Origin of the sequence: Caldisphaera sp., from assembly GCF_049974385.1 — an archaeon.
Lineage (GTDB): Archaea > Thermoproteota > Thermoprotei_A > Sulfolobales > Acidilobaceae > Caldisphaera.
In genome coordinates this window covers 29,265-41,802 of the sequence record NZ_JBMFIW010000015.1, presented here as the reverse complement: position 1 = coordinate 41,802, position 12,538 = coordinate 29,265, and the positions used below count along the sequence as shown (strand labels likewise).

11 protein-coding genes and 1 pseudogene are annotated in these 12,538 nt (G+C 29.4%); 11 read left to right on the top strand and 1 reads right to left on the bottom strand.

What is annotated here, in order from left to right:
• Positions 1-226, bottom strand: a 226-nt coding sequence (locus ACP5GV_RS05195; RefSeq protein ID WP_428102680.1) for a hypothetical protein, incomplete at its 3' end; no start/stop codon positions are given.
• A gap of 148 nt (positions 227-374) precedes the next feature.
• Here ACP5GV_RS05195 and ACP5GV_RS05190 point away from each other — a divergent pair.
• The 11 genes and pseudogenes from ACP5GV_RS05190 (at position 375) to ACP5GV_RS05140 (ending at position 12,433) form a co-directional block, all read left to right on the top strand.
• Positions 375-491, top strand: coding sequence for a biotin/lipoyl-containing protein (locus ACP5GV_RS05190; RefSeq protein WP_428068393.1), 117 nt, complete (start codon positions 375-377; stop codon positions 489-491).
• Positions 492-499: 8 nt separating this feature from the next.
• Positions 500-1,480, top strand: coding sequence for an NAD(+)/NADH kinase (locus ACP5GV_RS05185; protein WP_428102678.1), 981 nt, complete (start codon positions 500-502; stop codon positions 1,478-1,480).
• Between the two features lie 45 nt (positions 1,481-1,525).
• Positions 1,526-2,542 (top strand): 2-hydroxyacid dehydrogenase, encoded by a 1,017-nt coding sequence (locus ACP5GV_RS05180; protein ID WP_428068397.1) that lies wholly within the window; start codon positions 1,526-1,528, stop codon positions 2,540-2,542.
• Between the two features lie 183 nt (positions 2,543-2,725).
• Entirely contained in the window at positions 2,726-3,466 is a 741-nt protein-coding gene (locus ACP5GV_RS05175) for a nitroreductase family protein (RefSeq protein WP_428068399.1), read from the top strand.
• Positions 3,467-3,524: 58 nt separating this feature from the next.
• Entirely contained in the window at positions 3,525-4,907 is a 1,383-nt protein-coding gene (locus tag ACP5GV_RS05170; RefSeq protein WP_428102675.1) for an RAD55 family ATPase, read from the top strand.
• Between the two features lie 105 nt (positions 4,908-5,012).
• Positions 5,013-5,909 (top strand): dipeptidase, encoded by an 897-nt coding sequence (locus ACP5GV_RS05165; RefSeq protein WP_428068402.1) that lies wholly within the window; start codon positions 5,013-5,015, stop codon positions 5,907-5,909.
• A gap of 78 nt (positions 5,910-5,987) precedes the next feature.
• Entirely contained in the window at positions 5,988-7,424 is a 1,437-nt protein-coding gene (locus tag ACP5GV_RS05160; protein ID WP_428102672.1) for a phenylalanine--tRNA ligase subunit alpha, read from the top strand.
• 5 nt (positions 7,425-7,429) lie between these two features.
• Positions 7,430-9,040 carry a phenylalanine--tRNA ligase subunit beta gene (gene pheT / locus ACP5GV_RS05155; RefSeq protein ID WP_428068406.1) on the top strand — a complete coding sequence of 537 codons (1,611 nt, stop codon included), beginning with the start codon at positions 7,430-7,432 and terminating at the stop codon, positions 9,038-9,040.
• A gap of 5 nt (positions 9,041-9,045) precedes the next feature.
• The gene (locus ACP5GV_RS05150) at positions 9,046-9,903 is read left to right on the top strand and encodes a GTP cyclohydrolase I FolE2 (RefSeq protein ID WP_428068408.1); all 858 of its coding nucleotides are present in this window, start codon (positions 9,046-9,048) and stop codon (positions 9,901-9,903) included.
• A gap of 408 nt (positions 9,904-10,311) precedes the next feature.
• Positions 10,312-10,553, top strand: a pseudogene (locus tag ACP5GV_RS05145) (RNA-guided endonuclease TnpB family protein); the annotation flags it as partial.
• Between the two features lie 38 nt (positions 10,554-10,591).
• Entirely contained in the window at positions 10,592-12,433 is a 1,842-nt protein-coding gene (locus tag ACP5GV_RS05140) for a glycoside hydrolase family 15 protein (RefSeq protein ID WP_428102669.1), read from the top strand.
• Positions 12,434-12,538 lie beyond the last annotated feature (105 nt).

Below are 12,538 nucleotides of genomic sequence, written 5' to 3'. Positions count from 1 at the left end.
AGCTTTCTTTTATTTCTACTCCTGATTTCTTTACTGTTACATACACAGGGCATGTATTTTTTGCCATTTCGAAAATAATGTTTGCGTCCTCAATTTTTAATCCTTTGACCTTCATCATTATGTTAATATATTTAAGTCCTGTTCCCCATTCGAAGCTTCCTTCTATTTCACATGAAATTTCAGGTATTACATCGAGCATATTTTTTGATATAGCTTTAAATGTTATTGTCTCGCATGCTGCAAGACTTGATATAAAAGCTTCAAGAGGTGTTGGAAATCCAATATCACTTTAGTTTCTTTCGCCTATTTTCATGCTAAATTTGTTGTTCATTATGTTTACTATCATACCTTCTTTGCTATTACTATTTTTAATCATGGTCTCTAAAGTAAGGGTTAAAGTAAAGTCAAACTTTAACGGTAAGCTATCTAAGATAATTGCAAATAAAGGGGCAAAAGTTAAACCAGGAGATCCATTAGCAGAAATTGAGTAAATATTATAATGTTAAAAGAAGTTGGCATAATAGTAAATCCAAATTCAGGTACAGATGCAAGAAGGTTAACATCTAATGCCCAATTTATGGATAATATACAAAAACTTAGAATACTAAAAAGCATTGTTATGGGCTTAATAGGGTCAGGTATAACGCAAATAGAAATTATGCCAGACTATTTGGGTATAGCTAGTAATTTAGTAAATGACATCAAAGGAAATAGAGTAGATATTTCTATGATAGATATCGATCCTGAAGGAGATTTAAATGATACAAAGAGGGCAGTTGAACATTTTAAAAAAGATAACGTATCATTGATAATTTTGCTTGGAGGAGATGGAACCTTACGAGCTGCTGCTGAACAATTTGCAGATATACCATATTTACCAGTATCCACGGGAACTAATAATACAATTCCATATTTGGTCGAGGGGACAGTTGCTGGACTGGCTTCAGGCTATTTTGTAAACTATAAATTAAATGAAGGTTTATGTAATTTAAATAAAATTGATGTTTATATAAACAATGATCTTACAAATATAGGATTAGTTGAAGTCTCTACAACTAACTATAAATTTAAGGGAACAGGAATAATTGATTTATCTATGATAATTGATTCCGTTGTTATATTTGGAAAACCAACATCTATTGGGGTTGCATCAATTGGAAAGTTAATAAAGCAAATGGATTGCAATTCTAAGAAATTTGTTTATATTAATTTTAAGGGTAAAAACTATAAATTAAAATCAGTAGAATCTCCAGGGGTCATAAAAGATATTTATATAAATGACTATAAGATAATTGATGTTGGAAACAAAGTGAAAATGGAAAAATCATACTTTATAGAAATTGACGGTGAAAGATCAATATCTGTCGATGAAAATGATAATGTAGAAGTATACGTTAATCCTAATGGACCAAAATTATTGGATATAAACAAAATAATGGAAATAGTTTCTGAAAGGGGTTTATTTAAAGAAAATCTATAGAAAAACTTAATTAGATATAAATTATTTAATTTTATTGTGGTAAATATGAATGATGTCGTGTTATCAACCCTTAAATTAAATGAAAACATGATTTCTATGCTGAAATTAAACAATATAGACCTTATTATGCCTCCAGATAGAATAGCAAATAGAGAATGGATAGAAAAAAATATAGATAATGCAACTTCAGTTCTTTTGACATTTATTAAATTTGATAAAGAGTTAATAGATAAAGCAAACAACCTAAAAGTTATTATCGCTACAAGCAGTGGTTATGATCATATAGATGTAAAATATGCGGAAAGTAAAGGGATATGTGTAGCTAATCAACCAGAAGCTATAGCCCATTCAGTTGCTGAGCATGCAATTGGAATGACTATATCTTTAACTAAAAGGATAATTCAAGGAGATAGGTACATATGGAATAAAGAATGGAATGATTTCCCATATTTTTTAACGGGTAACTTGCTTAAGGATAAAATCATAGCTATTATTGGAATGGGTAGAATAGGCGTATTAATATCATATTATTTAAGAAACTTTAAAATAGGGAAGATCCTTTATTATTCGAGAAAAAGAAAACCAGAGCTAGAAATTTTATTAAAAGCCGAGCCGTCTAGTCTTAATAGAATATTTAGTGAAGCGGATATAATTTATTTAACTTTGCCTTACAGCGAAGAAACTCAAGGATTGATAAATAGAGATTTGCTAATGAAAATGAAGGAGGGTTCTATTCTTATCAGCTTAGGAAGAGGTAAATTATTAAAAATTGAAGATATAATTTATTTATTAAACAATAGAAAAGATATAATGTTAGGTTTGGATGTGTTTGAAAACGAACCGTTGCCTCACAACTCTCCTCTTTTAAATGATAAATTTAAGCCTCAATTACTTTTAACGCCTCACATTTCCGGACCAAGCAAAGAAACGAGTCAGATAACAATATATATGGCTTTAAAACAATTAATTAATTTTTATAAAACAGGAAGTGTGTGGAATCCAGTTAATAATTCATGTAAGGAATGTCATGATATAAAAGACTATTGGGAATTTTTTAAATAATTCTTAATATAATATGTTATGTTTTATTGTTATGTATGGTATAGTTGTATATTTTAAATTCTATATAAATTTTTTCTTTTAGTATATAATAGAATTTAGTATTTGTAAAATAAAAAATTATAATATGAAATATTAATATAAAAACTTAAACTGATAAATTAGAAGAATTTTTGGTAAGTAGATATGAGCAACGAAACTGTTAAGACAATATTAAATCATAGATCAATAAGAAAGTTTAAATCTGGAGTAAATATACCAGAGGAAGATTTAAGATTAATTATGGAATCCGCTAGAAGAGCACCTACAGATGCATCATTACATTTATGGTCAGCGATTAGAGTGACTGACAAAAATAAGAGAAAAGAAATAGCAAGTCTTATAAAACAGAAACATGTTGAAGATGCTCAGGAGTTTTTTATATTTCTAGCAGATTTATATAGAAACTCAAAAATTATGGAGTACATTAAAATCGATAGAGCAAAGGATGATTTTGTTCCTTTAATATTTTCTACTATAGATGCCGCTTTAGCCGCAGATAGAATGGCAGTTGCGGCAGAATCCATGGGTTACGGAATATGCTTTATAGGCGGTGTTCAAGATGCGTCAAAGAAAATAATAGAATTGTTTAATTTGCCAGAAAGAACTTATCCGCTTTTTGGGCTAGTAATAGGAATACCGGATGAAGATCCTCAAATAAGAAAAAGAATTCCAATAAATTACTTAATTCATGAAAATGAATATCATAATTATACAAATGACGAAATTGCTTATTTATTAAGTTATATGAAAGACATAGGTAAAGGAGGATTTGAAGGACTTCTAATGAAATATATGAGCAATAATGGTAAGTTTGGTTTAAGAAACAACGAGTTCATGGATATCATAAAAAATTTGGGTTTAAACCTAAAAATAAATTCTAAATAAAACGTAATATTAAAAAATATAAACCTTAATATATATGATAAATATAATGGGAAAGTTGATGCAAAAAATCAATCAAATTTTAACATATAATAATGGCTTCAAAGACATATTTAATCAGGTAGAAAGAGGGGGTTTAATACTAATAGCAGGTAATCCAGGAACTGGAAAAACAATAATGGCTTCAAAATTTATTTATGAAGAAATCGCTAACAATAATGGCATTGCTTTATATGTTAGCCTTACTGAAAGTAAAAGCGAATTCTTAAAAAATTTGAAAAATTTAGGTATAGATTTTGAAAAGTTTGAAAATGAAAGAAAGTTTTATTATTTAGAAGTCATAACATTAACTAAGAAAGAATATATTAATGATTTATTGGATCAAATCATATCATATGCTGAAAAATATAATGCGAGTATAGTAGTTATAGATAGTATTTCCCCAATATTTCAAGCATTTAGTAATAAAATTGAAGTCAGAGAGTTGATACATAATCTATTTTACAGATTGTCAAAATTAAGTAAAAGAAAACTTGTAATAACTGAAGAAGTCCCATACGGAACCCAAAATTTTGGTTTTGGTGTAGAGGAGTTTATCGTTGATGCAATTATTTATCTCAAAGCATTTAATATAAAAGGTAGGATAGTAAGATTAGCGGAAATTAAAAAATTTAGAGGTAGCGATTTGTCTTTAATGGATATCCCATTTAGGATTAAGCCAATAGAATTGATTTCAATGCCACGAATTATAAATTATGGCCAAAGAACATCAAAAGAATTAATAATTGTTAATTTGGGTAAACTTAAATATGAATTTTATAAAGGATCTCAAAATTTAATCCTAGTTAATCCAAGTATATGTAAAGATGCTTTAACAATTGTTGGCATGTTAGGTGCTATAGTAGGAACTCCTTATTTAAGAACCGGATCAGGAAAAACTATAATAAGAATTCAAAGTCATTTAGTTGACGATTTTAAGCAAAATATAGAAAAATGCTTTTCCAGTTTACAATTTGAAAAAAATATGATTGAAATTATATTAAGCAATATATTTATAATACCCGTTAATATAACTAAATTATCAATGGTGGATTATTTTGATGAAATAAATGAGCAAGAAGAAAAAATAAAACCCTCCATAATAATAGATCTAACTCTTGACTCTGCATATGGTTTGATTTCAGATAAAGAGATTTTCAGTTATCTTCAGCTCAATTTAATTAATAGAAGAAGTTCTAATAATATCACAGGCATATATTTGATTAATGGGTTATATAAAGATTTGTCCAAGTTTCCATTATATTTTATGTATGATAACATAGTATATGTAAGAAGTTACAAAAATAAAGGATTAATAATTAAGCCAATCAAAATTAGGTTTAGCTTGCTTCCTAAGAGCAAGTCTATATTATATGCAGATAATTTAAATGTATGTAACATATAAACCCTTCATAAATGATGAGGCATGTCACGTTGTTTTTAAGTCATGTCTATAATAATCGATTTAAATGTTTATAAATTTTAGCCATATATTATTAATGGGATAATTATGAGACTAATAGATATGCATGAGGATTTCGGATATTCAGCATCTATGGGCAAAGATCTTGTTAATGGGAATTATCAATCAGATTTAAATCAATTAAAAGCAATAGGCGATGTAACAATATTTTCTGTTGTTTTTCCTGCTCAAGAAACTTTGTCAGGATATTCAAATATGTATTTTCAATCTCTTATAAATCAAGTTAAGATTTATTATAAGCTGGATAATGAAAAAATAGTTAGTTTAGTTAGAAAAAAAGAAGACCTTGACAAACAAGGAATTAAGTTTCTCATAAGTTTAGAAGGAACTGATGTTTTAACTGATCCTTCAGATATTTATTTATTGAAAGAACTTAATTTTAAGGCTATAGGTTTAACATGGAATTATGATACAAAGTTTGCATCTTCTTGTATGTCCAAAAAAGATTATGGATTAACTGGTCAAGGAGAAGAATTAGTTAAGCTTGCTAATGATCTTGGTATAATTATTGATTTAGCTCACGCTTCTAAACAGACTGTATTAGATGTTTCTCAGATTTCAAAGAAACCTGTTATAATATCTCATACAGCATATAAAAAACTAAAGGATCATCCAAGAAATGTGGATGATGAAGAAATAGAAGCAGTAATAAAAAACAAAGGCGTTATAGGTATAATGGCATGGCATAAAGTATTACCTGAACCAACATTAGATGGTTACTTAAATGTAATTAAAGAGTTAGGAGATTCTTATGGCTGGGATTATATAGGTATAGGCACTGATTTTCTAGGTATAGAAGAAACCATTAAGGGATTTGAAAAAATATCTGAGATAAATAAAATAAAAGAAGTGTTAAACGAGAATGCGGAAAAAGTTTTGTGGAAAAATGCATATAGGGTTATAAGAGAAAATTTAAACGATTAAATTTGAAATACCTTTTATGTAAGAAAAACAATTTAATAGGACGATTTTAGGTAATATTTGTATTAAGGGGTTAAAAAGTTGGGAGAAGAAAAAATAGCTGTAAGCGAGAGCGAATATTATATTTTAAAAGCATTAAATGACAAAGGAATAAAAAAATTCAATTTGGAAGAAGGAGAAAAATTAATTGGAATTGAAAAAAGTAAACTGGCTAGTCTTCTAAAGCTATTGGAATCAAAAAATTTAATAAAAATTAATGAAAAAAGAATTAGGGTTATAAAACTCACTGATAAAGGTAGAAAGGTGCTTGAAGAAGGGTTACCAGAAGAAAAATTAATTGATATATTAAATGGTAAGGAAATAATTAATATAAAAGAGGTTAAAGAATTATTAGGTGAAGATGCTAATATAGCTATTGGGCAAGCTAAAAAATTAAAAATTATAGATATAAAAGAAGGTAAAGTACTTTTAATCATGAATTATAATGATGCAAAAAACTTGCTAAATAAAATTAAAAACATGCTCGTAAATTTGAATTTTGATTCAAATACAGAAAAGGATATGCTATCTAGAGGTTTAATAAAATACGATTATGTAACTGAAACAACAGTTATTGTCGAAGAAAATGCAATTAGTAAAGTTGAGATATTGGCATCTAGATTAACTCATGAGATATTGGCAAAAAGATTATGGAAAAATTTGAAATTAAGAGAGTATGATATAGCCTCGGAACCCCCAACTGTTTATCCTGCAAGAAAACATTATTTTATAGAATTTATTGAGGAACTTAAGGACATAATGAAGGAACTTGGATTTAAAGAAACGGATGGACCTTTAGTAGAGATAGAGCTTTTTAATTTTGATATGTTGTTTCAACCACAAGATCATCCAGCAAGAGAAATTCATGATACACTTTGGATTAAGGATCCAAGAAACTATGATATAAATGAAATGAAAGATTTGATTGACAGAGTCTCAAGAGTACATGAAAGAGGATGGAGGTATAAATTTAATCAAGAAATATCATCAAGATATGTTTTGAGAAGCCAAACAACATCAGTATCAGCAAGACTATTATTAAACAAATTTAATCCTCCAATAAGATACTTTACTATAGGTAAAGTTTATAGAAGCGATGTTATTGATGCATCTCATTTACCCGAATTTCACCAGCTAGATGGCATAATGGGAGATCATAACTATACTTTTAAGGACCTCCTAGGTATTTTAAAAGAATTTGGAGAAAGACTAGGTATTGAAATCAAGTTTAAACCTGGATATTTCCCGTTCACAGAACCAAGCGTTGAGGGATATGCTAAGATTAATAATAAATGGATAGAATTATTTGGGGCAGGTTTGTTTAGGCCAGAAGTCTTAGAAATGGCAGGCATTGATTATAGAGTAGGAGCCTGGGGTATGGGTGTAGAAAGACTAATTATGGCAAGGCTTGGCCTTAATGATATAAGACAATTATATGAAACTAACTACGATTTTTTGAGATCTTTTAAATTGAGGTGAAGCAAATGCCAGTTTTGAAATTTAAACCTGAAAGAATATTAAACTTAACAGGTTTAGGAATTAATACACTAGAAGATGCATTGTTCTCTTTAAAGTGCGAAGCATCTATAAATAATGAAAATCAACTAGAAGTTGAAATTAATCCCGATAGACCTGATATGTATATAGGAGAAGGAATAGCTAGAGCAATAAGAGGTATAACAAATAATGAATTAGGATTCAAAGAATATGATTATGAAAATTCTAAATTTAAGTTGATAAACGAGATTCCTTACATTAGGCCAATAATTTCAGCAGCAGTGATTTATAATGTTAATTTAGATAATGATTTTTTAGTAGAACTTATACAGTTCCAAGAAAAACTACATGAAGGAATAGGAAGAAAAAGAAGAAAAGTAGCTATAGGGATTCACGATTTAAATAAGGTTCCATCGAATGAGCTAAAATATAAGAATGTAAGCATTGATGATAAGATGATGCCTCTAGGATCTAATAAGTATGTTTCCATAAGGGAAATACTTAAAAATACTGATCAGGGAATAAAATATGGAAATATTAGTCTTATTAACGATTCGCATCCTGCATTTATATCCGGTGATGAAATAATATCTCTCCCTCCAGTTATCAATTCGAACATAACTAGGTTAGATGAAAATACAAGAGACTTATTGATTGATGTTACAGGTACAGATAGTTATTATGTAAACAAAACATTAGATATAATTGTTTCTAATTTAGCAGAAAGGAAAAATACTAAAATAGGCAAAGTAGAAATTATTGAAAATAATAGTAGAAAATACACTCCACTTATGGAAAAAAGCGAGGAAGTCATTGATTCTAGTTATGTTAATGAGATTCTGGGAGAAAAATTAAGTAATGATGAAATAGCTTTTCATTTGATGAGAATGAGACATAATGTTTTACTTAACGATAATGAAATAAGAGTAGTGATTCCTCCATTTAGGGCTGACATTATAAGCAATATAGATTTAGTAGAGGATATAGTTATGTCAATAGGATATAATAATATAGCGCCAAATAAGCCCAAAGTTATGCTAAGAGGTTCTTTAACAAACATTACTATACTTAAAAGAAAAATAAGGGATATAATGATTGGATTAGGTTTTACGGAAATACAATCATTAACTTTGGTCAGTTCTAGAATCTTAAAAGATTTAGACGAACAAAATTATATAGAAGTTTTAAATCCTATAACTAACGATTTCGATTCGTTAAGGCCAAATCTTTTTGTTTCTATGATAATGGCCATGAAAAATAATATTATGGCAAGCAAACCAGTAAAACTCTTTGAAATAGGGAAAATTGTTGAAAAAGTATTAGGAAAACCTGTCGATAAGGAAAGAATTTCTATCGCTATAATGGATGAGAGCCTTTCTTACGAAGATATTCAATCCGTTGTATATTCTTTGCTTAAAATGTTAAACATAGAATTTAAGGTATTAAGTTCTTCAAATAAATTTTTAATTAAAGGAAGATCAGCTGATTTAATTGTAAATAATAAGATAATTGGTTATTTTGGTGAGGTTAGCCCCTACATACTAGAGAAGTTTAGTTTGGAATATCCTATAGTATATGGAGAGCTAGATTTAGGGTGAGTATGTTGGAAATTCAGGATACTAAGCCCGATTATACAATACCAATAAATAGGGTTGGTTTTAAAGGATTATGGAGAAGAGTTTTAATAGACTCGCCTTTAGGCGTTGTACCTTTAGATTTAGAAATTAATGCATATGTAGAAATTCCTGAAAATAAGAAAGGGGCTCACTTATCAAGAAATGTTGAAGCATTACCTGAAGATATAGAATTTCCAATGGAAGCAAATAGTATTGAATATTATCTTGAAAAAGTTCATAAATCATTATTAAAGCTACATACATATGCAAAGAGTGCCAGAGTTGAAGCAAAAACTAAATATGGTGTTGAAATACAATTTAATGGATTAAAAGAATTAGAACCTGTAGAAGTTCTAGTTAGCATTGATGGAAATTCAGAAAGAAAAAGGTGGTCAATAACAGTTGGAGTTTATGGTATGACAGTTTGTCCTAGTGCGCAGAAGACAATATCTAATATAATAAGTTCTGATAATTTATCTCCAAGTCATAGCCAAAAAGTTTTGTTATATGGAACTATAGAAACAGAAGAAAACCATATAGTTAGGATAGAAGATATTGCTAGGTGTTTATCTAATGCTTTTTCGGCTCCATCATTTACCTTGCTAAAAAGAATGCAGGAAGCTAATTTAGTTATTAGCGCCCATAAAAACCCCAAATTTGTAGAAGATGTGGTAAGAGATGCTATAAGAGGTCTAAGATGTTTATCTATATCTTTACCTGAAAGTACAGTAATAAGAGCTGAAGCAATAAGCTTAGAAAGCATACACCCACATAATGTTTATGCTTATACCGAAGGGAATATAAAATCTTTCCCAGCATACAATTGTGAAGATCTTTGTAAATAAATTTATATATTTGTAAAATGAGTTATGATAAATTGAATTTCAGGCCCCTCTTTTATTTTCGATAAAACAGTTTTATTTAACTTGATAGACCATGAAAGAAGGCGTTATGAATTATTAATTGAACTATAAATTGTAATCGGATTTAATAAGATATTAAAAATAATGTTAGATTCAATGAAAAAGCTGCAAAAATTATAGTAAGAAATTAAAGTCGCCAATATCTTATATGGTATTTAACAACATAGTGACAAAATGAACGACAAGCCTCGCCCCTTCTAGGGGCAAGGTAAAGCTTTTAAATAGAGCTTTTAAACTTTGAAATTCATCAAAGCATTGTGAAAACAATAAGGTGTGTGGGGAAGCCCATAATGGGCATACCATGTGTGTAGTGTCCCCACACCCTTGCCACATATTCCTGAGTCCCTAGGATCTGGGAGCAGAGGGCAACTCCCAGTGAGGGATAGGGGTAATGGGCTGAAGGCTCAGCCATTGGTCTACCGCTGGATGAACGGAGCGGGGTGGATAATTCCCACTAGCTATGAGGTGATGAAAATGAAGGTGGTAAACCACAAACCTGTGAGCCGCCCTGGGGAACCCTCATCCTTCAGGGCGGGGAGGAGGTCAGACTCATAAAAGGGTATAATCTTTAAATTTTCAGGAGATTTCTTTTTCTTTGGGGTTAGATAAGATGAGAACAGGTTTTCTTAGTAATGGAGAAATGGCGGCTTTATACGACTCTAATTTTTACATAAAATCAATATATTATCCTTATTTAGGTCAACAATATAACCAATCTTTGAATGGAATGTTTAAAGTAGGAGTCTGGAAGGATGGATATTTTGAATGGCTGGAATCATGGGATAAAACTATAAGCATGAATGGGCTAAGCATAACCATGAAAGCCAATAAAGAAGATACATCAATAGAATTCAAAGATGTTATATCAATGTCTCATCCAGCCATAATAAGAAAGGTTAAAATAAATGGTAAAGGATTATATAGAATAATATTTTATAATGACTTCAGATTAAATGGTAATGAAGTAGGTGATACAGCTCTATATGATCCAATAACAGACTCTCTAATTCATTATAAACAAAATACTTGGTTTATCATATCGTCTTCACAGCAGTTATATGAATATACAACAGGGAGAAGAGATCAAGGGACAGTTATAAATGATTGTAACGATGGAATATTATCAAAGAATCCAATCTCTCAGGGTTCAGTGGATTCTGCATTTTCAATAGCATCTATGGAGTTCTTCGTTTATATCATAGCAGGTAATAGTTATAATGATATAGTTAAAAAACTCAATATAATAAAAAGTAAAGGTAGTGTGCAAATGGAAAGAGATACAAGATATTGGAAAGATATAATAGATCCTTTTGGTAATAAGTTAGCGAAACAAAGCGTAGCTATAATAATAGGGCATATAGGTAAAAATGGAGAAATACCAGCGTCTTTAGATACAAGTATATTAAAGTTTAACTTAGACACATATGCATATGTTTGGCCTAGAGATGCATCTCTAACGGCGCTATCTCTAGATATTGCAGGCTATTATTCTTTTACTAATAAGTATTATGATTTTCTATTTAATAGATTATTCAACGATGAAGGATATTTATATCAAAAATATAATTCTGATGGTACTTATGGTAGCACTTGGCATCCTTGGACCGTAAAAACAAAGCAATCTCTTAATATACAAGAGGATGAAACTGCTACATCGCTATTTTCTTATTATAATCATTTTATAATAACTAAAGATTATAGCTCTCTTAGAGACTACTATGATACTATTGAAAAAGCTGCAGATTTTTTAGTAAATTTTACAGATGAAAAATTAAAATTGCCTTTGATGTCATATGATTTATGGGAAGAGAAACTAGGAGTTCATACTTATACAGTTTCATCTGTAATAGCAGGTCTTAGATCAGCATCATCGCTTGCTAGGTTTTTAGGAGATTGGAATAATGAAGAAAAATGGGGGAGGATTGCAAAGGATATGACTAAATCATTAAAGGAATACATGTTTGATAAGGAAAGAAAAACATACTATAAAAGCATCGTAATCGATAATGGTAAAGTTATTGATTATGATAAGTCTATAGAATCTAGCATATTGGGTTTATCCTTATTTGATGTATTGGATGCAAACGATGAAACTTTGATGTCTAGTATTGAAAAAATAAAAGAAAAACTCTGGGTAAAAACTACAGGAGGATTAGCTAGATATGAAAATGATTATTATCAAAGAGTACAAGAAGATTATAACGATATACCGGGTAATCCATGGATTATAACAACAATGTGGTTAGCACAACACTATATTAAATCCAATAACTTAGAAGAGGCTGCCAAATTAATTAAATGGGTTGAAGGTATTTCTACTCCTACTGGTTTAATACCAGAGCAAATTAATCCCTTCGATGGCTCTCCCTTGTCTGTTACGCCATTGTTATGGAGCCATGCAGAGTTTCTTAAAACTTATATCTATTTAAGTTCTAAAAATAAAGATATTTAATTAAAAAATAAATATTAAATATATTTTAAATTCATATAAAAGGTAAGATTCCAATGTTTTGCAAAAATTTTATCATTTATTGTTTATATTAGTTTATAATCTCAG